Origin of the sequence: Stenotrophomonas capsici, assembly GCF_034961085.1 — a bacterium.
In the GTDB taxonomy this organism is placed as follows: domain Bacteria; phylum Pseudomonadota; class Gammaproteobacteria; order Xanthomonadales; family Xanthomonadaceae; genus Stenotrophomonas; species Stenotrophomonas capsici.
The window spans coordinates 511,975-533,344 of sequence record NZ_JAYFUH010000061.1 but is presented as its reverse complement, the minus strand read 5'-3'; the positions used below and the strand labels follow the sequence as shown (position 1 = coordinate 533,344).

The following is a 21,370-nucleotide window of genomic DNA, read 5'->3' as shown; positions in this document are numbered from 1 at the left end:
TCGGTGGTCCATTTTTCCGCAGGATCGTTCCAATGCAGCTGTCCTCCGTGCGTGCTGTCATCACCGGTGGTGTTTCCGGCCTCGGCCTCGGCGTCGCCCAGTTCCTGGTCGCCAACGGCGGCAAGGTCGCCCTGTTCGACCTCAATGACGAGAAGGGTGCGGCCGCCGTCGCCGAGCTGGGCGCCGACAACGCCCGCTACTTCACCACCAACGTCACCGACGAGGCCGGCGTGACCGCCAACCTGGCTGCCGCCAGGGACTTCCTGGGCGGGCTGAACGTGGTGATGAACTGCGCCGGCATCCTTGGCGCGGGCCGCGTGCTGGGCCGCGAGGCCCCGATGCCGCTGGCCAATTTCCAGACCACGGTGATGGTCAACCTGGTCGGCAGCTTCAACGTGGCCAAGGCCGCGGCCGACCTGATGCAGCACAACGAGGCCTCGGCCGATGGCGAGCGCGGGGTGATCATCAACACCGCCTCGGTGGCCGCCTATGAAGGCCAGATCGGCCAGGCCGCCTACTCCGCCTCCAAGGGCGGCGTGGTCGGCATGACCCTGCCGATGGCCCGCGAGCTGTCGCGCTTCGGCATCCGCGTGCTGACCATCGCCCCGGGCGTGTTCTGGACCCCGATGGTCGATGGCATGCCGCCGAACGTGCAGGAATCGCTGGCCGCCTCCATCCCGTTCCCGTCGCGGCTGGGCCAGCCGGCCGACTTTGCCAGCCTGGTCGGCCACATCATTGGCAATACCTACCTCAACGGTGAGACTATTCGCCTTGACGGTGCCGTGCGTCTGGCACCGAAGTGACCCCCCCGGCGGGGGGGGCGCCCCGCCCCGCCCCCCCCCGGGGGGGCCCCCCCGGGCCCCCCGCCTCCGTTTACCCCAACCGACTTTCCAAGCATGAAAGCCAGCGATATCAAGAAAGGCAACGTCGTCGAATACAACAACGGCGTCTATCAGATCCGCGACATCGAGCGCAGCTCGCCGCAGGGCCGCGGCGGCAACGTCCGCTTCCGTTTCATCATGTACAGCGTGCCGGGCGGCAACAAGCTCGATGCCAGCTTTGACGCCGATGACAACCTGAGCGAAGTCGAGCTGCTGCGCCGCCAGTCCACCTATTCCTACATGGACGGCGACGCCTTCGTGTTCCTGGATGACGAGGACTACACCCCGTACACGCTGGATGCGGACGTGATCGGCGACGACGCCGGCTACATCACCGAAGGCCTGACCGGCATCTACGTGCAGGTGATCGACGACCAGCCGGTGGCGATCCAGATGCCGCAGCACGTGACCCTGGAAGTGGTCGAGACCCCGCCGGAGCTGAAGGGCGGCACCGCGACCAAGCGTCCGAAGCCGGCCAAGCTGAACACCGGCATCGAGATCATGGTCCCGGAATACATCACCAACGGTGAGCGCATCCTGGTCAACACCACCACCGGTGAGTTCGGCGGCCGCGCCGACTGATCCCCGGCAGGAGCGGCCTCGGCCTGCAGCAGGGCCCGTCATCCGGACATCACCGGATGACAGGGCACTCCGGGATCAGCGCACCACCGGGAAGTACAGCGATACCGCCGCACCCCCCAACGCCGACCGGCCGATCGTCGCGGTGCCCCCGGACTGCGAAGCAAACCCGTACACCTGGCTCAGCCCCAGCCCGCTGCCGTCGCCCACGCTCTTGGTGGTGAAGAACGGCTCGAACACGCTGCCCTGGATCTCGGCCTGGATGCCCGGCCCGCTGTCGCCGACGGTGATGCAGACGAAATCCTCTTCCTCGCCCTTGCCCCCGGGCAGCACGGCGGTTTCCAGGCGGGCTTCCAGCACCACCCGGCCCACCCCGTGCATCGCGTCACGGCTGTTGCTCAACAGGTTGAGCAACGCGGCCTCCAGTTGGCCGGTATCCACCGCGATCGGCGGCAGGCCCTGCGCCACCTGGATGTTCAGCTGGATGGTCTCCCCGCACACGCGGCGATACAGCTCCAGCGACGACTGCAGCAGGTGGCCGACGTCACTGACCTCCGGCACCAGCGTCTGCCCGCGGCCGAAGGCCAGCATCTGCCGGGTCAGCTGCGTGCCCCGCTCCACCGCACGGTGGGCGATGTCCAGGATGCGGCGCGCGCTCTCGTCGCCGGTACGGCGAGCGGCGAGCATGTCCAGGCTGTTGGCGATCACCGACAACAGGTTGTTGAAGTCATGCGACAGCCCCAGGGTCAGCTTGCCGACCGCGTCCAGCCGCTGCGCGCGCAGCGCGATCTCCTGCGCCTCGTTGACCCGCTTCTGGGTCTGAAAGAAATCGCTCAGGTCGCGCACCACCATCAGCACGCGCGGCGTCGCGTCCCCGCTGCCTTCCACCCGCTCCAGCAGCAAGCCGGCACGGAAGCGCGTGGCGTCCTTGCGCATCATCGCCAGGCCCTGGTTCTCGAAGCTGTGCAGCAATGCCTTGGTCAGGGCCGCGCGGTCCGAGCCACGGTCCAGTTCGGCGCTGCTGAACAGACAGGCGAAGTTACGCCCAACCAGTTCATCGGAACGATAGCCGAAGACCCCCAGCACACCGGCATTGCAATCCAGGATCCGCCCGTGGTGGTCCATCTGCAGGACCGCGCATGAGCGCAGTCGCATCACATCCTCGGCCAGCTGCGTCGCCCCATCGGGCAGCTGCACATCATTCATTGCCATGCTCAACCGCACCCTCCACAAGTCGTCCTCTCCCCCGCCCCCCGGTCAGTACGACTGGCAAGGAGGACGACGTACCGTACCGCAAACGCAAGCGTTGGCGCAGGTAGTCCAGATTCGATTCAATGCCGGCCATTTGCGCCTGTTGCCCGGCAGGCAGCAACGCCAAGGCTTCCGCGCGCAGCGCCGACCATTGCGCGATGGCTTCCGGCGCGCCCGCCGCCACCGCCCCACGGGCAAGATCGCGCTCGGCGGGGGTCGGGATGCCATATCCGCCCAGCGGCAGACCGCCCGGCGCCACCAGCAGGCCAGCGCGCTGCATCAGGGCCAGGAATTCGGCATGCTGCCGCGCCGCGTCCTTCCCCCCCAGCAATTCACGCTTGAGGCGGTCACGGGCCAGCAGTTCCTGGCGCCGCCATCCGGCCTGTTCCAGCAGGAGCAGTGCCGCCAGCGATTGCCCGTCGGCCCGCTCCATCCATGGCCGCCGCTGCCCGGCTGGCAACGCCAGCCAGTGCGCGACATCGGCCACCGGCAACCCCAAGGCCTCCCGCGCCAGGGCGAACACCAGCGCGTAGTGACCGGCGGCCGATTCGAAGTAATAGCCCCCGCGCACCGCTTCGGAGGTGTCCTGCGGGGCGGCCACCAACAGGTGCTGGCGCTGCAGCTTCGCGCGCAGGCCGGTCGGGGTGATGGATTGCAGGTCGGCCTGGCCCAGCCGAGGGGCACCGTCGCGCAGCAGCTTCCAGGTTTCCACCGCGCAGTTGTTGCTGATGAAGAAGTAGCGGCCGTCATAGCTCCAGTGCAACTGCGCGGCCTGCTGCAGCAGCCCGGTGATTTCCTGCCGGTCCAGCGCCAGTGGCACCGACGAGACGCCGCGCAGCTCGACCTTGGTGTATTCGTCGATCACCCGGTTCAGTGGCAGCACGAACAGGCGCGAAGGGTAGGAACCGGTCAAGCCGCGCCAGTTGGAGATCTGGACGTCGCCGACGAAGGCACGGAAGGACAGCACCAGGTGATGTTGCAGGTCCATCCGGCAGGCAGGGCCAGGTGGCCGCCCTGGCGCGCACACCACCAATCGCAACATGCTGTGGCCCCAGCGGCTCATCAGCACGTCGTTGCCCTCGGCCAGCAGGTAGTCCACCTGGTAGACACGCGCAGGATCCAGTTCGACCAGCTCGGCGGACCCTTCCTGTTCGCCGGCCTTCATCAGCGGCACGGCTGGGGCGCAGGTTGCGGCGGCTTCCGCCGGGAGATCGCCCAGTTGCGCGGCATACCAGGCCGCCAGCGCCGGGCGCCGGCAGCCGAACTGCGGATCAAGCAGGTAGTACTCGAAGTTGACCGCGAAGAACTCGGCCGGGTTGTCCCGCTCGTAGGCATCCGGGCTGCGCAGCGTGAAACGGTTGCGTCCCCGGCCCGGCCAGAGCGGGCGCTCCTGCCAACCCGCCAGGTCGCGGAAGCGGGCCTGCTTCGACCAGCCACCGTCGGGTGCGCGATCCAACGCATGTGCCAGCTCGTGGGCCAGCGCGGCGCGCGCCACGGCCCAATCAGGCTCATGACCACCGTCCAGCGCATCGAGCAGGCGCCTGTCCAGGCCGAGCACGTCGCCGTGGGCGCGCCCTTGCACGTGTTCAGGCAGATCCTCGCGCCAGCGCAGCCGCAACGGACGGTTTGCACGCGCACGCAGCGCGGGCGGTGCGCGCTGCAGGACATCCTCGACCAGTTGTTGGCTGTCGCGCCGTTCGGACGGCGACAAGCCCGGGCCGTCCACGCTGATGCGCAGTGCGGCCTGGCCCTGGCCGGCGGCCAACAGGCCGGCCAGCAGGACTACCAGCCACCGCGCACGCGGCAGCCGGCCGGTGCCGGTCACAGCGCCAGGATCTTCCGCGCCAGTTCCATGTCGCTGGCTTCACGGGCGGCGGCATCACGTTCGCGCAGGTGGATCAGGGCCGCTTCCAGCCATGCCCCACGGATGGCGCCATTGCTGGCGACAAAGCCGGCGGCGTCTTCGCGCGCATCCAGCACCACCTTGTCGTCGCCGGACGAGCTGCCCGACGAGTTGGAGGACGCGCCCGAGGCCGATCCGGCCGATGTTCCGGCAAAGCTGGAGGCGAACACCGACAGCGGCAGGGCAAGCAGGGCGCAGAACAGGATCGGGCGGATCATCGTCAGGTCGGTCTTGGCGATTGGAGGGCGCACAGAGTAACTGGCAAACCCTTACTGGTCGAACAACTTGCCCGGGTTCATCAGGCCGTTCGGGTCGAACGCCCGCTTGACCCCGCGCATCAGCGCGATCTCGGCCGCGCCACGGGTGCTGCCCAGGTAGGCCTTCTTGACCAGCCCGATCCCGTGTTCAGCCGAAATGCTGCCGTCGAAACGGTGCAGCACCTCGGCCAGCAGCTTGGTGACATGCTCGCACTGGATCAGGAACTCGGCATCGCTGGTGTCGTCGGGCTTGAGCACGTTGATGTGCAGGTTGCCATCGCCGATATGGCCGAACCAGACCACGTCGAAATGCGGATACGCGCCGTTGATCAGCGCCTGCGACTCGGCCAGGAACGCCGGCATCGCCGAGATCCGCACCGATACGTCGTTCTTGTACGGCTTGTAGCGCGCGACCGCCTCGGTGATCCCTTCGCGCAGGCGCCACAGCTGCTGGGCCTGGGCTTCGCTGGCGCTGATCACGCCGTCCAGCACCCAACCCTGCTCCATGCAATGCTCGAAGGCCGCCATCGCCGCCGCTTCGCCGGCCTCGTCGACCGAGGCGTACTCGGTGACCACGTAGTACGGGTGGATCTCCCCGAACGGGTACTGTGCCCCGTGCGCGGTGACGTGCTGCACGGCGCGGTCGGTGAAGAACTCAAAGGCCTCCAGCTGCAGGCGTTCACGGAACGCCGAGAACACCTGCATCAACACGTCGAACGACGGCAGCGCCAGCAGCATCACGTTGGTGGCCGGCGGCGGGTCGGTCAACTTGACCGTGGCCTCGACCACGATGCCCAGCGTGCCTTCCGAGCCGATCACCAGCTGGCGGAAGTCGTAGCCGCTGGAGTTCTTGATCAGGCCCTTGTTGAGCTCCAGCAGTTCGCCGTTGCCGGCCACCACCTTGAGCCCGGCGATCCATTCGCGGGTGTTGCCGTAGCGGATCACGCGGATGCCGCCGGCATTGGTGGCGATGTTGCCGCCGATCGAGCAGGAGCCGCGCGCGGCGAAATCCACCGGGTAGATCAGCCCGTGCTCCCTGGCCGCGTTGTGCAACGCCTCCAGCGGCATGCCGGCCTGCACGGTCAGGGTGCGGTCCACGGCATTGAAGTCCAGCGCCTTGTTCATGCGTTCCAGGCTGAGCACCAGCTCGCCGTTGGCCGCCACCGCGCCACCGGACAAGCCGGTGCGGCCGCCGGACGGCACCACCGCCACGCCGAGCTGGTTGGCCCAGCGCACCACCGCCTGCACTTCCTCGACCGTCCCCGGCAAGGCGATGGCCAGCGGGTTGGGGGTCCAGCGGCGGGTCCAGTCACGCCCGTAATGCTCCAGGTCGGCCGGATCGGTCTTCAGACGCAGGCTCGGGCAGGACTGCTGGAGGCTTTGCAGGCGTGGATCGGTCATGGCGGTGTTTCGGCGACGTGAAAGCCGCCAAGCGTGACAGTCCGGCCGCGCCTCGTCCAGTCACCTTGGCAGCCCGCTGCCAAGCGCAGGTAAATTCATCTGAAACCTTTTCTCCATCAATGCCTTGCCGCGTTGCGCAGCGCACCAAAGCGGCTTCGGATCTGGCATAGTTGGCGGCCCTTCCCCCTGTGCCGTCGTACCCGACATGTCGCCCAAGAAGACCTCGTTCCCGAAGCAGGACATCCGCGTTTTGTTGCTCGAGGGGGTCAGCCAGACCGCCGTGGACACGTTCAAGGCGGCCGGGTACTCGCAGATCGAATTCCATACCAAGTCGCTGCCGGACGAGGAGCTGAAGGCCCGCATCGCCGAGGCCCACATCGTCGGCATCCGCTCGCGCACCCATCTCTCGGCCGAGGTGCTGTCCCACGCAAAGCGCCTGATCGCGGTGGGCTGCTTCTGCATCGGCACCAACCAGGTGGACCTGGAGGCGGCCGAGCTGGCCGGCATCCCGGTGTTCAACGCGCCCTACTCCAACACCCGCTCGGTCGCCGAGCTGGTCATCGCCGAAGCCATCCTGCTGACCCGTGGCATCCCGCAGAAGAACGCCGAATGCCACCGCGGCGGCTGGTCCAAGTCGGCCGACGGCAGCCATGAGGTACGCGGCAAGACCCTGGGCATCATCGGCTACGGCCACATCGGTACTCAGGTCGGCGTGCTGGCCGAGGCGTTCGGCATGAACGTGATCTTCCACGACATCGAAACCAAGCTGTCGCTGGGCAACGCGCACCCGGCCATCAGCCTGGACAGCCTGCTGGAGCGCTCGGACATCGTCACCCTGCACGTGCCGGAGAACGGCTCCACCCAGTGGATGATCGGTGCCCCGCAGCTGGCGAAGATGAAGAAGGGCGCGCACCTGATCAATGCCGCGCGCGGCACCGTGGTCGACATCGACGCGCTGGACGCGGCGCTGCGCTCGGGCCACCTGGGTGGCGCGGCGGTAGATGTGTTCCCGGTCGAGCCCAAGGGCAATGGCGACCGCTTCGAATCGCCGCTCACCGCGCATGACAACGTGATCCTGACCCCGCACGTGGGTGGCTCGACGCTGGAGGCACAGGAGAACATCGGCATCGAGGTCGCCGCCAAGCTGGTGCGCTACAGCGACAACGGCTCGACCCTGTCGGCGGTCAACTTCCCCGAGGTGACCCTGCCCGAACACGACGAGAGCCTGCGCCTGCTGCACATCCACCGCAACGTGCCGGGCGTGCTGTCCAAGATCAACGAGATCTTCTCGCGCCACAACCTCAACATCGACGGCCAGTTCCTGCGCACCGACCCCAAGGTCGGCTACGTGGTGATCGACATCGGCGCGACCGAGGAGCAGGCTACCGTGATCCGCGACGAGCTGGCGGCCATCCCCGGCACCCTGCGTACGCGCATCCTCTACTGACCGCGGCAGTTGCACCTGTTGCGCGCCTGAAGGCACTTCTGCCGCTTCGTCCAGGAGCGGCAGGAGTACCGCGAAGCTGGCAATCAACCCGCGCGCCATCGGATCTCATTCCGGCTTCGCGCCTGAAGGCGCTCCTACCGGGGCGTTGACCGCGCCAACCAGCGTTGCGCCATGCGCCGCAGGGACGCATCGTCCTGCCCGGCGACCTCATGCACCGTGCACCAGGCCAGGTCCAGCGACTCCTCGCTGACCGCGAAGCGCTCGTCCGCCCCCGCCTGCACCACGTAGCGGACGTCGTAATGCCAATGCCCGGGGACCTCGCCCCGCGCCGGGATCCAGTGCCTGTCCAGGTCATAGATCCCCGTTGACCCCAAGCTCAGGCCGGGCAGCCCCGATTCCTCCTGCGCCTCGCGCAGTGCCACGGCCGCCAGGTCGTGGTCGCCATCGGCGTGCCCGCCCAGTTGCAGCCACCGTGCAAGCTTGCGGTGGTGGGTCAGCAGTACCCGTTGGCCGTCGGCGCTGACCAGCCAGGCACTGCCGGTGAAGTGCCCGGCCAGCCGCTCCCGGCAGAAAGGATCCGGCCCCTGGTCGGCCAACAGCGCCAGGAACGATTGCACCACCTCCGCCTGCTGCGGGACGGTCCGCGCATATTCCTGCAGCGCCTGGCGCAGCGCCTGATCCTGTTCATGCATGACTGTAAGCACATTCGTGGGGTTGATGCCGGCGGCCATTATCGCTGTCGATGTTGCACCTGCGCTTGTCGAGTTTCATCGCCTTTGGCAAGGTAGGCGCGTTGCCGAATGTTCAGCTTTCGGCGCACTCTACCGGACCCGCCCTTCCAGTCGGCGGGCCAGCACTCAGTACGGGAACCAGCGGAATGCTCAAAACACTGTTGAGGGTCAAACCGGTCGAACCGGCCGCACATGTCGATGCGGGCGAGCCGATCGAGGGCAGCCTCCAAGGCGAAGCCACGCTCAAGCGCACCCTCACAGCCAAGCACCTGATCATGCTCGGCATCGGAGCGGTCATCGGCGCGGGCATCTTCGTGTTGACCGGCCAGGCGGCCGCCAACCACGCCGGCCCGGCGATCATGCTGTCCTTCGTCATCGCCGGCCTGGCCTGTGCCCTGGCCGGCCTGTGCTACGCCGAGTTCGCGGCGATGATGCCTGTCTCCGGCAGCGCCTATTCCTACTCCTATGCCACCCTTGGCGAGGGCATGGCCTGGTTCATCGGCTGGTGCCTGGTGCTGGAGTACCTGTTCGCTTCGGCCTCGGTCGCGGTTGGCTGGTCGGCCTACCTGATCAGCTTCATCACCACCACCCTGCACATGCCGTTCCCCGACGCGCTCAGTGCCGCGCCGCTGGCCTGGACGGGCAGCGAGTTCGTCAGCTCCGGCAAGCTGTTCAACCTGCCGGCCGTGCTGATCGTGGCGGCGGTGACCGGCCTGCTCTACGTCGGCGTGACCCAGTCCACCTTCGTCAACGCCATCATCGTGGCGATCAAGATCACCGTGATCTGCCTGTTCATCGGCTTCGGCATCCAGTACATCGATCCCGCCAACTGGCAGCCCTTCATCCCGCAGAACACCGGCACCTTCGGCGAGTTCGGCTGGAGCGGCGTGTTCCGCGCGGCCACCATCGTGTTCTTCGCCTACATCGGCTTCGACGCGGTCTCCACCGCCGCCGGCGAGACCAAGGACCCGCAGAAGAACATGCCGATCGGCCTGCTCGGCTCGCTGGCGGTCTGCACCCTCGTCTACATCGTGGTCTGCGCCGTGCTGACCGGCATGTTGAACTACACCCTGCTGGGGACCGACAAGCCGGTGGCCACCGCGCTGGAGGCCTATCCCAAGCTGATGTGGCTGAAGACCTTCGTCGAGATCGGCGCCATCGCCGGCCTGTCCTCGGTGGTGCTGGTGATGATGATGGGCCAGTCCCGCATCGCCTACACCATTTCCCGCGACGGCCTGCTGCCCAAGGCGTTCGGCCGGGTCCACCCGCGGTTCCGCACGCCCTATGTCAGCACCGTGGTGGTCGGCGTGCTGGCGGCAGCGCTGGCCGGCCTGATCCCGCTCAACGTGCTCGGCGAGCTGGTGTCGATGGGCACCCTGCTGGCCTTCGCCACGGTCTGCATCGGCGTGCTCGTCCTGCGCTACACCAAGCCGGACATCACCCGTCCGTTCAAGGTGCCGGTGCCGTGGCTGATCTGCCCGCTCGGCGCCATCGCCTGCGTCGCCCTGTTCCTGCAGGCATTCGTGGTGCATTGGCACCTGTTCGTCGGTTGGACCGTGCTGGGCCTGCTGATCTACTTCGGCTACGGCATGCGCCACAGCAAACTCAACGACAACGCCTGATTCCCCTCATGCCGGCGCCTTGTGCGCCGGCGTTTCCCTGCGCCTCCCCGCTGCGCAACGACGAGCGAAGACCCGAAACATGTTCAAGCAACTCTGGGCGACCAAACACCCGCACGCCGCGCACGAAGAGGCCAATGGCCTGAGCCTGAAGCGCACCCTCGGCCCGTGGGGCCTCACCGCGCTGGGCATCGGCGCGGTGATCGGCGGCGGCATCTTCGTCATCACCGGCCAGGCCGCGGCCAACCACGCCGGCCCGGCGATCATGCTGTCCTTCGTGCTGGCGGCGGTGTGCTGCGCGTTCTGCGCGATGGCCTACGCCGAGTTCGCCTCGATGGTGCCGGTCTCCGGCAGCGCCTACACCTATACCTACGCCACCTTCGGCGAGCTCTCGGCCTGGTTCATCGGCTGGATGCTGGTGCTCGAATACGGCGTGTCCGCCTCGGCGGTGGCGGTGAGCTGGACCGGCTACTTCCTCAGCCTGCTCAGCCATTTCGACATCTACCTGCCAGCGGCGCTGGTCAATGCACCACTGGATGCCCAGCTGCGCCCGACCGGTGCCATCGCCAACATCCCCGCCGCCGTGCTGGTGCTGCTGCTGACCTGGCTGTGCTACGTGGGCATCAGCAAGTCCTCGGCGATGAACATGGCCATGGTCATCCTCAAGACCGGCCTGATCCTGCTGGTCATCTTCGCCGGCTGGAAGTACGTGGATCCGTCCAACTGGACCCCGTTCATCCCCGCCAACGAGGGCCCGGGCAAGTACGGCTTCGACGGCGTGCTGCGCGGCGCGGCGATGGTGTTCTTTGCCTACATCGGCTTCGAGGCGGTCTCGGTGGCCGCCCAGGAATCGCACCGCCCGCAGCGCGACCTGCCGATCGGCATGCTGCTGTCGCTGGTGATCTGCACCGTGCTGTACATCGCCATGGCGGCGGTGATGACCGGCCTGGTCCCGTACAAGCTGCTGGGCACCGCCGAGCCGGTGGTGACCGCGGTGGCCGCACATCCGCAGCTGGACTGGCTGCGCATCATCGTCGAGGTCGGTGCCTTGATCGGCCTGTCCTCGGTGGTGCTGGTGATGGTGATCGGCCAGCCGCGCATCTTCATGATCATGGGTCGCGACGGCCTGCTGCCGCCAGTGTTCACCAAGATCCACCCGAAGTACCGCACCCCGCACATCAACACGGTCATCACCGGCATCGGCATCGCCCTGCTCGCGGCGCTGTTCCCGCTGGACATCCTCGGCGAGCTGACCTCGATGGGCACCCTGATCGCCTTCGCCGCGGTCTGCGCCGGCGTGCTGGTCCTGCGTCGCACCCAGCCAGACCTGCCGCGCCCGTTCCGCATCCCGATGGCCTGGTTGATCTGCAGCCTCGGCGTGCTCAGCTGCATCGCCCTGTTGACCGCGATGACCCTGCACAACTGGATGCTGATGGGCTTGTGGACCGCCACCGGCTTCGTCATCTACTTCGTCTACGGCATGCGCCACAGCAAGCTGCGCGGCCGCAACGGCTGAGCCGGCGGCGGCGCCAACGGCCCTCCAAGCCCGGGTGGAAACACCCGGGCTTTTCCCTGCCCGACGCCACGCGCCGCCCGGGCACGCCAAACACACCCGGGATCAGCCGGAACGCAGTCGCGCCGACGTACGGGTTCGTGGGCCCAGGGCACCTGCCGGGCCACGGGCCCATCGCGCCGCAGCCCCTAAGAGCGCCCCCGGCTTAGTAGAATGCGCCCCATGAACGCGCCTTCCGTCCCCTACGACAGCGAGCGGCTGAGCCAACTGGCCCAGTTGCTGATCGACAACATCCGCGAACTGGCCCAGGCCGGCTGGACGCCTGCCACCAGCAGCAACTTCTCGCACCGGCTGGACGACCAGCACGCCGCCATCACCGTGTCCGGCAAGGACAAGGGGCGGCTGATCGAAAGCGACATCATGGTCGTGGACCTGGCCGGCAAGGCAGTGGGCCGCCCATTGCGTCCGTCCGCCGAAACCCTGCTGCATACCCAGCTCTACGCCCGCTTCCCGGACGTCGGTTGCGTGCTGCACACCCACTCCCCGACCCAGACCATCGCCTCGCGCCTGTTCGGCGGCCAGGGCCACATCCGCCTGGAAGGCTATGAGCTGCTCAAGGCACTGCATGGCAACTCCACCCACGAGACCGCCGTCGACCTGAAGGTGTTCCCCAACACCCAGGACATGGACGTGCTGGCCGCCCAGGTCGAGGCCGAACTGGACAAGGGCCCGATGTGGGGCTACCTGATCGACGGCCACGGCCTGTATGCCTGGGGCCGCGACATGGCCGAAGCCCGTCGCCACCTGGAAGCCTTCGAGTTCCTGCTGCATTGCGAACTTGAACTGCGCAAGCTGCGCGCCATTTCCTGATTACCCCTCCGCATGGGCCCGCGCCGGCCCGTGCGGGTATGCTCCCCTCCCCCCCCACTCGAGGAGTCCCTGGCCATGAGCCGACTGCGCATCTTCAACGACACCGCCCCGGACACCCCGCTGCTGGACAGCCGCGACGGCGCGGTCATCGCCGCCGAACTGAAGCACATCGGCGTCACCTTCGAGCGCTGGCAGGCCAAGCACCCGGTTGCCCCGGGCGCGAGCCAGGACGAGGTCTTCGCCGCTTACCGCGAGGACATCGACCGCCTCGTCGCCACGCATGGTTTCAAGAGCGTGGACGTGGCCTCGATCGCCCCGGACAACCCCAACCGCGCCGAGATCCGCAGGAAGTTCCTCGACGAGCACTACCACAAGGAAGACGAAGTCCGTTTCTTCGTCGCCGGCTCGGGCCTGTTCACCCTGCACGTGGGCGACAAGGTCTACGAAGTGGAATGCGTGAAGGACGACCTGATCTCGGTCCCGGACGGCGTCACCCACTGGTTCGACATGGGCGAGGAACCCAGCTTCGCCGCCATCCGCTTCTTCACCGAGCCGGACGGCTGGGTCGGCCACTTCACCGGCACCGACATCGCCCAGCGCTTCCCGCGCTATGAGCCCAGCGCGGCCTGATCTGCTCTTCAACTCCTCTTCCGCCTGCGGCAGAGGAGTCGGGGTGAGGCAGCCCCTAGTGGGCAAGCCCTCCCCGACGACCCGACCGTAAACCCGCCAGCACCCGGCCAGCCCGGCGCAGGAATACCCCGTCCATGACCATCAAAGCCATCCTCACCGACATCGAGGGAACCACCTCCAGCATCTCCTTTGTCAAGGAAGTGCTGTTCCCATACGCACGCAACGCCCTGCCGGAATTCGTCCGCAGCCACGGCAACGAACCGCAGGTGCGCCAGTGGCTGGACGCGGTGGCCACCGAGATCGCCGCCGGCGCCTGCCAGGACGCGGTGATCGTGGAAACCCTGCAGGGCTGGATCGACCAGGACCGCAAGCACACCGCGCTCAAGGCACTGCAGGGCATGATCTGGGACGCGGGCTACCGCAACGGTGACTACACCGCCCACCTGTACCCGGAAGTGGCGGCCGTCCTGCGCGGCTGGCACGCAAGCGGCCTGCCGCTGTACGTGTATTCCTCCGGCTCGGTACCGGCACAGAAGCTGTTCTTCGGCTTCAGCGATGCCGGCGACCTCAATGGCCTGTTCTCCGGCAACTTCGATACCGAGGTCGGCGGCAAGCGCGAGGCCCCGAGCTATGCGCACATCGCCAAGGCCATCGGCATCGCGCCGCAGGACATCCTGTTCCTGTCCGACGTGGTCGAAGAACTCGACGCCGCGCGCGAGGCCGGGCTGCAGACCGTACTGGTCGACCGGCTCAGCGACTATCCGCTGCCACGCACCGGCGAAGCGACGCACGGCCATGCGCGGGTCGAGAACTTCGAGCAGATCACGCTCTGATACCGCGTTGCCGCTGGACAGGAAAACGGCCCCGGTGGGGCCGTTTTCGCATGTGTCGCCGGGCGTCATGGCCTCACGCCGGCGCACGCGCGGGGCTGCTAGGGTACCGATGACGCGGAAGCCCCGTCTGCCGGTCGCTGGAGGCATCGACGCATGATCATTCCATTCGCGGTCAGCCAGACCCTGGCCAATGAGTTTTCACTGCCCGACGCCGAAACCCTCACCGTGGTCGGCGCCCGCCTGTTGACGGCCATCGCGCTCGGCGGCGCGCTGGGACTGGAGCGCGAGAGCAAGGGACGTGCCGCCGGGTTGAAGACGCACATCCTGGTTTCGGTGGGTTCGGCGCTGTTCGTCCTGGCGCCGCTGCAGATGGGCGTTGCGCCCGGCGACGTCACCCGGGTCATGCAGGGCATCGTCTCCGGCATCGGCTTCCTGGGCGCCGGCGCCATCCTCAAGCTGGACAACGAAGAACGTATCCAGGGGTTGACCACGGCCGCAGGCATCTGGATGACCTCGGCCATCGGCATGGCCGCGGGCATGGGCATGTACCTGGCAGCCGGTTTCACCACCTTGGCCGCACTGGCCGTGGTCAGCGCCCTGCCCCACCTCATGCCCGAAAAGAAGAACGACTGATCCATCCACGGCAGGCCGCCGCGCCAGGCTGCTATCGCGTGCGCAACACCAGCACGTCGATGCTGGAAGACACCCCCAGCCGCGCGGTGAAACCGTCCCATTGCCCGGCGCCGGCGCTGACGAACAGGGTCATGTCGCGCACCTTGTACTCGCCCCGCACATAGCCATCATTGAACGGTGCCACCACAAGGCGGTCGAAGCCCAGCAGATGGCCGCCGTGCGTATGGCCGGAGATCTGCAGGTCCACCGCCCCGCTCCTGGACGCATTGCGCGCCTGCTTGGGCTGGTGGGCGAGCAGGATGTGCACGTCGCTGCCCTGCGCGCCCGCGATCACCTTCGGCAAGTCCGGCGCCATGCCGCCGCGCACATAGGGACGGGGTTTCAACGCGGCCAGATCGCCAATACCGGAGATCGCCAGGGTGCGGCCATGGATGGACAGCTTCGCGGTCTGGTTCTCCAGCACGCCCAGCCCCATCCGCCGGAAGTGGGCCATCCATGCGGTGTAGTCGTAGTAGTACTCGTGGTTGCCCGGGGCCAGCCACACCCCATACGGCGCCTTCAACTGCGCCAATGGCGCAGCGAACCGACCCGACGCCTCCAGGCCGCCGTCGGCCATGTCGCCCGGCAGCACGATCAGGTCGGGCGTGGCGGCCAGCACCTCGTCGACGATGCGCTGGGTCCGCCAGGCGCGCTTCACCGGGCTGATATGCAGGTCCGCCAGCACCGCCACCCGCACCCCGTCCAGCTCCGCGGGCAGGTTCGGCACGACCAGGTCGCGTTCCTGCACCTTGGGCGGACGCAGGCCGTTGGCAATGCCCCAACTGGCCAGCAGGACGATGGCGACCGCTGCAACGTCGTTCAACCGCGCCCCGTGCCAGACCGTGGCCAACGTCGACGTGCGCGCGAGCAGGCGACTGGCCAGCCAGCCCAGCGTGCGCAGCAGCAGGAAGGCCAACAGCAGCACGAACATCACCAGCACCCAGCCGAACACCAGCTGGACCCAGGCCACCACCTCGTACGCGAGCCAGTCCAGCCGCCACAGCGTGGCGAAGCCAAGTCCGACGAAGGCCAGCCCCATGGTCAGGGAAATGCGCCAACGGCGCTGCCGCCTGCTGAGCGCGTTGACCGGCAGCCACAACCACAGCGCCAGCAACGGCAGGATCAGGGAAACAAGGAGCGTCATCATTGATTGCGACAACCGCGATGCAGGCTTCGCCCGCCGTCAGGCCGCCAGGAAGGACTCAAGGGGATGCCACGTACTTTGACACAGCCTGATTGCCGGGAAGGTAGCGGCGGCTGAACTGCTGTGTTTGGTTTTCAGGGGCCATCTTCGCCCCTCTCCCGCGGCCGGGAGAGGGGGAGCGCCGGCTTACTTCGCCTTTGCCGCGATCCAATCGTTGATCTTGGCATCGAGCACATCCAGCGGCACCGAGCCGTCCTTCAGGACTTCGGCATGGAACTCGCGGATGTCGAACTTGTCACCCAACTGCTCCTGCGCACGCTTGCGCAGCTCCTGGATCTTCAGCTCGCCGGTCTTGTAGGCCAACGCCTGGCCCGGCCATGCGATGTAACGCTCGGCCTCGGCGATGGCATCGGGCTCGCTCACCGAGGAGTTGGTGAACATGTAGTCCAGCACCTGCTGGCGGGTCCAGCCCTTGGAATGCAGGCCGGTGTCCACCACCAGGCGCACCGCGCGCCACAACTCGCCCTGCAGGCGGCCGAAGTAGCTGTACGGGTCGGTGTACACGCCCAGGTCCTTGCCCAGGCTCTCGGCATACAGGCCCCAGCCCTCGATGAAGGCGGTCTCGCCACCGAAGCGGCGGAATGCCGGCACGTCCTTCAGCTCCTGCTGCAGTGCCAGCTGGAAGTGATGGCCCGGAATGGCCTCATGCAGGAACAGGTCCTCCGCGTCCCAGGTCTTGCGGGTCGGCAGGTCGTAGGTGTTCACGTAGAAGATGCCCGGGCGCGTGCCGTCCTCGCTCGGCTGCATGTACTCGCCACCGGCGGCCGACTTGGCACGGAAGGCCTCGATCGGGCGGATCTCGAAGCCCGCCTTCGGGGTCAGCGAGAACAGCTTGGGCACGTTGGCGTTGATCTTCGCCTCCAGGCCACGGTAGTGCTCCAGCAGCGCCGGCTCGGATTTGAACTCGAACTGCTTGTCGTTCTGCATGAACTTGAAGAAGTCCTGCAGCGAGCCCTTGAAGCCGACCTCCTCCATCACCTTGCGCATCTCGCCGTGGATGCGCTCCACTTCCCTCAGGCCGATCTCGTGGATCTGCTCCGGGGTCTGCGCGGTGGTGGTGCTTTCCTTGGCATTGAACGCGTACCACGCCTTGCCGTCCGGCAGGGAATCCAGGCCCACCGATTCGCGGGTCGCCGGCAGGTACTCGTTGGCGATGAAGTCACGCTGCTTCTTGATCGCCGGCATCAGCTGGTCGGCGATCAGGGTGCGGAACGCGGCGGTCAAGCGTTCCTTGTCCGCCTGCGGGAAGTCCGCCGGCAGCGACTTGATCGGCCCCCAGAACTGGCTGTCCTCCGGCTTGGCGGTGATGATCTCGTCGAACTGCGGCACCACCTTTTCCATCAGCACGCGCGGCTGCACCACGCCGGCCTTCATGCCTTCGCGCATGTTGGCGATCTCGGTATCCAGCAGCACCGGCACACGCGCCGCGCGCGCCAGCCAGTTGTCGTAGTCCTTCACCGTCTTGAACGGCTGGGCGACCTGGCCCGAGCCCAGCATCACCGCATAGCTCACGGTCGAGCCCATCTGGTTGACCGGCATCATCCAGGACGGGAACTTCTCCCCTTCCAGCGACTGCTTCTGCTCTTCCACGAAGATGCGGTAGCTCAGCAGGTCCTGGCCGCTCAGGCCGGCCTCGCCCACGGCCTCCACCTTGCCCAGCCACTCGGTGGTGAAGTCATGGCTCTGCGCGCGGAACTGCGCCGAGCCGAAGTCCGGCAGCTGGTCGTTGTAACGGTTGTCGCCCTGGAAGGTGGCCTGCAGCGGGTTCTGCTTGAGCACGCCTTCCCAGTAGTCGGCATACAACTGGTTCAGCTGCGCGGCCTTGTCGGCCTGCGGCGCCTGGCTGGCGGTCTCGCCGGCCTTGGGCTCGGAGGACGGAGAACAGGCGGCCAGCACGGTGGCCAGGGACAACGAGACGGCAAACGCCAGGGGACGCAGCTTCATGGAAGGTTTCCAGGGTAAGTACAAGACCGGCAGCGTCGGTGCTGCCGAAGCACCCGGAAAGGGCCAAAGGTCACTGGTGGCGGCCGGAATTCGCGCTCCGGTCGGCAAACCGTCATAATTCACCGCCACGCCGCCCGTCCGGGCCGGCCACACCCCTTGCTTCCTGCCCCGCCCACCGCCTTCCGGCACGTGGCCAGGGCCCTTGCCGTTGCTGTAGTCATGACGAATTCGCGCCGCCCGCTGGGCTTCTGGTCCGCCACTGCCCTGGTCGTGGGCAGCATGATCGGCTCGGGAACCTTCCTGTTGCCGGCCACCCTCGCCCCGTACGGCGCTGCCACCCTGGTCGGCTGGGGCATCACCCTGTGCGGTGCCCTGCTGCTGGCCGTCACCTTCGCCCGGTTGGCCCGGCGCTGGCCGCAGACCGGTGGCCCGTATGTGTTTGCGCGCAACGCCTTCGGCGAACTGCCGGGCTTCGTGGTGGCGTGGAGCTATTGGATCTCGATGTGGTGCGCCATTGCCGCCATCGCGGTGGCCTTCGCCGGCAGCATCGGGGCGATCTTCCCGCAACTCACCGCGACCCCGGTACGGGCCGCCAGCTGCGGCCTGGTCGCGTTGTGGCTGTGCGCGGGCGTGAACCTGCTCGGTGTACGCGAAGCCGGTCGCCTGCAGCTGCTGACCACGGTGCTGAAGGTGGTCCCGCTGTTGCTGTTCGGCCTGGTCGCACTGTGGTTCGTCGATACCAGCCACTACGTTCCGTTCAACCCGACGGCCGAGTCGCTGGGCAGCGTGGCCGCCAGCACCGTGGCCCTCACGTTGTGGGCCATGATCGGGCTGGAAGCGGCGACCGTGCCGGCCGAATCGGTCGATGACGCGCCGCGTACCGTCGCCCGCGCCACCGTGGCCGGCACCGCCATTGCCGGCATCGCCACCGTGCTGGCCTGCACCACCGTGCTCGGCCTGCTGCCGGCCGACGTGCTCGCCAACTCCGGCGCGCCCATGGCCGATGCCGCCGCCGCGTTGTGGGGGCCGACCGCCGGCATGCTGCTGGCCGTGGTGATGGCGGTGTCCTGCGTGGGCGCGCTCAATGGCTGGACGTTGCTGTCGGCACAGCTGCCGATGGCCGCCGCGCGCGATGGCGTGCTGCCGCGTGCCTTTGCCCATGAAACCCGGCGTGGCGCGCCGGCATTCGGGGTGATCGTCAGCTGCCTGCTGGCCACCGTGCTGGTCATCTGCAACTACAACCGTTCGCTGGTGGACCTGTTCAAGTTCTCGGTGCTGCTCTCCACCGCTGCAACGTTGCTGCCCTATCTGGTTGGCGCGGCAGCCTGGCTATGGCGTGGCACCGGCCTGGTGTCGCGCGTCGTCGCCGCGGGCGCATTGGCCTTCAGTCTGTATGCGGTCATCGGCATCGGTACCGAGGCCCTGCTCTGGGGCGTCGGCCTGATCATCGCCGGCGTGCCGATCTACTTCGTGCTACGCCGCCAACGATAGTGGCGGCCGCCACCGCGAAGCCGGCGACGCATGCACACCGGGTACGCCACGCCTGCGTGGCAAGGCGTTCAAGCTCTGGTCCAACTAGCGCCTTCTGACTTCACCCTGCAGGCGTGAAGACAGAAGGTCGCATAGCTGGTGAAGCAAGCCTATCGTCGCGACGATTAAGACATCGTTACATCGCGCGGATATCTGCGCCGCGGTAGATGACACATCGTTCTACCCTTCTGCCCGAGTCTCATCAGGGGGAGAGGCAATGCCCGCAGATGTTACGTGCATGTCCAGATGTCCGGCGTGTCCTGCTGACCACACTGACTGAGCGCGCCATGGAAACCGGCGTACCCTGCTTTCATCTGCTGTGACGGCGACATGCCAGGACTGCATGATGGAAACAATGCTGACCCGTGACGCTATCGACCATTGGCTGCAGGGCATCGCACTGCGTGCGCGCGACAGGCTGGCCAACGCCCGCTCCGGCGACATCGCGGTGTTTGTCGCGCGCGAAGTCGATAGCATCCGGCCACGCGTCCCCGCGCCTGACCGCGCGTACTTCCATGACCAGTTGCGTGCACTGCTCGATGAGATCAGCAGCATCACCGCCGGCAAGCCGCGTGATGATGCCCTGCATTGACGGTGTACGGCTCCAACCCCGCATGTTCATGCACAAGGATCGGACAAACATGAATCATTGCCCCCCGTTGGACCACGCCGATGGCACAAAGTGTGAAGCCCTGACTTGTTCAGCCGGCAGTTGCCCTCTAGAAATGAACCAGCGGGGGGTCCGAACCACACACTGACGGAGTCAGCCTCATGGGATCGGTATCCATGTACCTTGAAGGCCCAGGCCGAGAGCGCCGGCCAGTCACACTGCTCGCCAGCGAGCCCACCCAGGTTCGCCCGGGTTCAAGCGACGGCATTCGCATCGCGCATCGACGCTCTTCGGAGATCCAGATGCGGACCTTGGTCGACGACCACGGCAACATCGCGCGCCAGGTGGATTACGACGGCTACCGCTACAAGTTCCAGGGCTCGGAGATGCACTGGGACCTGATCGTTGGATGAGCGGAAAGCCCCCTCCCGGGGGCTTTCCTTTTTCTTCAAGCAATCACCGCACCACGCTCAGCCGCGCGGGCCACCCATCACCGGCAGGATCACGCCATTGATATAGCTCGCGGTCACCGGGGACGCCAGGAACACATAGGCCGGCGACAGCTCCTCCGGCTGCGCGGGCCGGCCCATGTCGCTGTCCTTGCCGAACGCAGCCACATCGTCCGCCGCCTTGTCCGCGGGATTGAGCGGTGTCCACACCGGCCCTGGCGCCACGCAGTTGACGCGGATGCCGCGTTCCAGCAACTGTGCCGCCAATGATCGGGTGAAGGCATGGATAGCCCCCTTGGTGGCGGAATAGTCAATCAGCGATGGGCTGCCGAAGATGCCGGTTTCCGAGCCGGTGTTGAGGATGCAGGCGCCCTCCTTCATGTGCGGCAGCACCGCCCTGGCCATGTGGATGTAACCGGCGATATTGGTCTGCAGTGTTTCCTGCAGTTGGGCATCGCCAAGATCTTCCAGCCGGTGACAGTGCAACTGGAAGGCAGCGTTGTTGACGAGGATCTCGACCCCGCCATACGCCGCGACCACCTGGCGGACCGCAGCGCTGCAGAAGCCGGGGTCACGCACGTCGCCGCTGATCACCAAGCAGCTCGCGCCCTCCCGCTCCACCTGTGCGCGGGTCGTTTCGGCGTCCTGGTGCTCGTCCAGGTACAGCAATGCCACGTCGGCGCCTTCGCGCGCGAACAACACCGCCACCGCACGACCAATGCCGGAGTCGCCCCCGGTGATGATCGCGCGCATGCCGCGCAGTTTGCCCCTGCCGTGATACGCCGAGGCCAGATAGCGCGGGGCCAACTCCAGCTCCGCCTCCACGCCGGGCTTGGGCAGATGCTGGGCTGGCATGCGCACGGGTTGGTGGCGCACCCCGGCCTGGACACCCGCGCGTGGCTTCGGCTTCTTGTCCGCACGTGCATCGGCCTTGTCGGTCCGCGCCTGCAACTGGCGCTGGCGGGCGGCCGTGGTCGCGGCGGCGTTCTTGCCGACGGCCTTCTTCGCCGCACTGTGCCCGGTCTTCTTTGCGGGGCTCATATGTG

At 67.1% G+C, this 21,370-nt stretch carries 19 protein-coding genes; 11 read left to right on the top strand and 8 right to left on the bottom strand.

The window, feature by feature from the left end; translation table 11 throughout:
- The first annotated feature begins 32 nt into the window (after positions 1-32).
- Positions 33-803, top strand: coding sequence for an SDR family NAD(P)-dependent oxidoreductase (locus VA603_RS04325; protein WP_323438016.1), 771 nt, complete (start codon positions 33-35; stop codon positions 801-803).
- 93 nt (positions 804-896) lie between these two features.
- A complete protein-coding gene (gene yeiP, locus VA603_RS04320; protein WP_323438015.1) occupies positions 897-1,463 on the top strand; it encodes an elongation factor P-like protein YeiP in 567 nt (188 codons plus the stop codon).
- Between the two features lie 75 nt (positions 1,464-1,538).
- Here yeiP and VA603_RS04315 read toward each other — a convergent pair whose 3' ends face one another.
- Genes VA603_RS04315 through VA603_RS04300 form a run of 4 tightly spaced genes read right to left on the bottom strand, consistent with a single transcriptional unit; the run spans position 1,539 to position 6,272 of the window.
- The gene (locus VA603_RS04315; RefSeq protein ID WP_132863105.1) at positions 1,539-2,672 is read right to left on the bottom strand and encodes a two-component system sensor histidine kinase NtrB; all 1,134 of its coding nucleotides are present in this window, start codon (positions 2,670-2,672) and stop codon (positions 1,539-1,541) included.
- The gene (locus tag VA603_RS04310; RefSeq protein ID WP_323438014.1) at positions 2,659-4,536 is read right to left on the bottom strand and encodes a DUF7844 domain-containing protein; all 1,878 of its coding nucleotides are present in this window, start codon (positions 4,534-4,536) and stop codon (positions 2,659-2,661) included. The genes VA603_RS04315 and VA603_RS04310 overlap by 14 nt, the downstream gene beginning before the upstream one ends.
- Positions 4,533-4,832: a DUF2388 domain-containing protein gene (locus tag VA603_RS04305; RefSeq protein WP_132866073.1), complete on the bottom strand. Its 300-nt coding sequence runs from the start codon at positions 4,830-4,832 to the stop codon at positions 4,533-4,535. Before VA603_RS04305 ends, VA603_RS04310 begins: the two co-directional genes overlap by 4 nt.
- Positions 4,833-4,883: 51 nt before the next feature.
- Positions 4,884-6,272, bottom strand: coding sequence for an FAD-binding oxidoreductase (locus VA603_RS04300; RefSeq protein ID WP_323438013.1), 1,389 nt, complete (start codon positions 6,270-6,272; stop codon positions 4,884-4,886).
- Positions 6,273-6,477: 205 nt separating this feature from the next.
- Here VA603_RS04300 and serA point away from each other — a divergent pair, with 205 nt between their 5' ends.
- Positions 6,478-7,719 (top strand): phosphoglycerate dehydrogenase, encoded by a 1,242-nt coding sequence (serA, locus tag VA603_RS04295; protein ID WP_132863102.1) that lies wholly within the window; start codon positions 6,478-6,480, stop codon positions 7,717-7,719.
- A gap of 134 nt (positions 7,720-7,853) precedes the next feature.
- Here serA and VA603_RS04290 read toward each other — a convergent pair whose 3' ends face one another.
- On the bottom strand, positions 7,854-8,411 hold the full coding sequence (locus VA603_RS04290; protein WP_132863101.1) for an NUDIX hydrolase: 558 nt from the start codon (positions 8,409-8,411) through the stop codon (positions 7,854-7,856).
- Positions 8,412-8,596: 185 nt separating this feature from the next.
- On the opposite strand from VA603_RS04290, the gene VA603_RS04285 reads away from it, so the two are divergent.
- The 6 genes from VA603_RS04285 to VA603_RS04260 all read left to right on the top strand — a co-directional run bounded on the left by VA603_RS04285 (position 8,597) and on the right by VA603_RS04260 (position 14,548).
- Complete coding sequence (locus VA603_RS04285; protein WP_323438012.1) at positions 8,597-10,072, top strand: amino acid permease; 1,476 nt, start codon at positions 8,597-8,599, stop codon at positions 10,070-10,072.
- 79 nt (positions 10,073-10,151) lie between these two features.
- The gene (locus VA603_RS04280) at positions 10,152-11,585 is read left to right on the top strand and encodes an amino acid permease (RefSeq protein WP_323438011.1); all 1,434 of its coding nucleotides are present in this window, start codon (positions 10,152-10,154) and stop codon (positions 11,583-11,585) included.
- A gap of 219 nt (positions 11,586-11,804) precedes the next feature.
- Positions 11,805-12,452: a methylthioribulose 1-phosphate dehydratase gene (locus VA603_RS04275; protein ID WP_192285973.1), complete on the top strand. Its 648-nt coding sequence runs from the start codon at positions 11,805-11,807 to the stop codon at positions 12,450-12,452.
- Positions 12,453-12,527: 75 nt separating this feature from the next.
- Positions 12,528-13,082: a 1,2-dihydroxy-3-keto-5-methylthiopentene dioxygenase gene (locus tag VA603_RS04270; protein WP_323438010.1), complete on the top strand. Its 555-nt coding sequence runs from the start codon at positions 12,528-12,530 to the stop codon at positions 13,080-13,082.
- Between the two features lie 134 nt (positions 13,083-13,216).
- Positions 13,217-13,915, top strand: coding sequence for an acireductone synthase (gene mtnC, locus VA603_RS04265; RefSeq protein ID WP_323438009.1), 699 nt, complete (start codon positions 13,217-13,219; stop codon positions 13,913-13,915).
- A 153-nt stretch (positions 13,916-14,068) separates the two neighbouring features.
- Positions 14,069-14,548, top strand: a complete 480-nt coding sequence (locus tag VA603_RS04260; RefSeq protein WP_323438008.1) for an MgtC/SapB family protein — start codon at positions 14,069-14,071, stop codon at positions 14,546-14,548.
- Between the two features lie 31 nt (positions 14,549-14,579).
- Here the strand turns inward: VA603_RS04260 and VA603_RS04255 are convergent, their stop codons facing one another.
- Entirely contained in the window at positions 14,580-15,731 is a 1,152-nt protein-coding gene (locus VA603_RS04255) for a metallophosphoesterase (protein ID WP_323438007.1), read from the bottom strand.
- A 186-nt stretch (positions 15,732-15,917) separates the two neighbouring features.
- Entirely contained in the window at positions 15,918-17,735 is a 1,818-nt protein-coding gene (locus VA603_RS04250) for a DUF885 domain-containing protein (protein WP_323438006.1), read from the bottom strand.
- Positions 17,736-17,954: 219 nt separating this feature from the next.
- Between VA603_RS04250 and VA603_RS04245 the strand changes: the two genes are divergently transcribed.
- Both VA603_RS04245 and VA603_RS04240 read left to right on the top strand, forming a co-directional pair.
- Positions 17,955-19,226, top strand: a complete 1,272-nt coding sequence (locus tag VA603_RS04245; RefSeq protein WP_323438005.1) for an amino acid permease — start codon at positions 17,955-17,957, stop codon at positions 19,224-19,226.
- Between the two features lie 385 nt (positions 19,227-19,611).
- A complete protein-coding gene (locus tag VA603_RS04240; RefSeq protein WP_323438004.1) occupies positions 19,612-19,857 on the top strand; it encodes a hypothetical protein in 246 nt (81 codons plus the stop codon).
- Between the two features lie 488 nt (positions 19,858-20,345).
- Here the strand turns inward: VA603_RS04240 and VA603_RS04235 are convergent, their stop codons facing one another.
- A complete protein-coding gene (locus VA603_RS04235; protein WP_323438003.1) occupies positions 20,346-21,365 on the bottom strand; it encodes an SDR family oxidoreductase in 1,020 nt (339 codons plus the stop codon).
- Positions 21,366-21,370 lie beyond the last annotated feature (5 nt).

Coding starts and splice junctions, on each gene's coding strand:
- VA603_RS04325 (WP_323438016.1), top strand. CDS start 33: ATGCAGCTGTCCTCCGTGCGTGCTGTCATCACCGGTGGTGTTTCCGGC.
- yeiP (WP_323438015.1), top strand. CDS start 897: ATGAAAGCCAGCGATATCAAGAAAGGCAACGTCGTCGAATACAACAAC.
- VA603_RS04315 (WP_132863105.1), bottom strand. CDS start 2,672: ATGGCAATGAATGATGTGCAGCTGCCCGATGGGGCGACGCAGCTGGCC.
- VA603_RS04305 (WP_132866073.1), bottom strand. CDS start 4,832: ATGATCCGCCCGATCCTGTTCTGCGCCCTGCTTGCCCTGCCGCTGTCG.
- VA603_RS04300 (WP_323438013.1), bottom strand. CDS start 6,272: ATGACCGATCCACGCCTGCAAAGCCTCCAGCAGTCCTGCCCGAGCCTG.
- serA (WP_132863102.1), top strand. CDS start 6,478: ATGTCGCCCAAGAAGACCTCGTTCCCGAAGCAGGACATCCGCGTTTTG.
- VA603_RS04290 (WP_132863101.1), bottom strand. CDS start 8,411: ATGCATGAACAGGATCAGGCGCTGCGCCAGGCGCTGCAGGAATATGCG.
- VA603_RS04285 (WP_323438012.1), top strand. CDS start 8,597: ATGCTCAAAACACTGTTGAGGGTCAAACCGGTCGAACCGGCCGCACAT.
- VA603_RS04280 (WP_323438011.1), top strand. CDS start 10,152: ATGTTCAAGCAACTCTGGGCGACCAAACACCCGCACGCCGCGCACGAA.
- VA603_RS04275 (WP_192285973.1), top strand. CDS start 11,805: ATGAACGCGCCTTCCGTCCCCTACGACAGCGAGCGGCTGAGCCAACTG.
- VA603_RS04270 (WP_323438010.1), top strand. CDS start 12,528: ATGAGCCGACTGCGCATCTTCAACGACACCGCCCCGGACACCCCGCTG.
- mtnC (WP_323438009.1), top strand. CDS start 13,217: ATGACCATCAAAGCCATCCTCACCGACATCGAGGGAACCACCTCCAGC.
- VA603_RS04260 (WP_323438008.1), top strand. CDS start 14,069: ATGATCATTCCATTCGCGGTCAGCCAGACCCTGGCCAATGAGTTTTCA.
- VA603_RS04255 (WP_323438007.1), bottom strand. CDS start 15,731: ATGACGCTCCTTGTTTCCCTGATCCTGCCGTTGCTGGCGCTGTGGTTG.
- VA603_RS04250 (WP_323438006.1), bottom strand. CDS start 17,735: ATGAAGCTGCGTCCCCTGGCGTTTGCCGTCTCGTTGTCCCTGGCCACC.
- VA603_RS04245 (WP_323438005.1), top strand. CDS start 17,955: ATGACGAATTCGCGCCGCCCGCTGGGCTTCTGGTCCGCCACTGCCCTG.
- VA603_RS04240 (WP_323438004.1), top strand. CDS start 19,612: ATGGAAACAATGCTGACCCGTGACGCTATCGACCATTGGCTGCAGGGC.
- VA603_RS04235 (WP_323438003.1), bottom strand. CDS start 21,365: ATGAGCCCCGCAAAGAAGACCGGGCACAGTGCGGCGAAGAAGGCCGTC.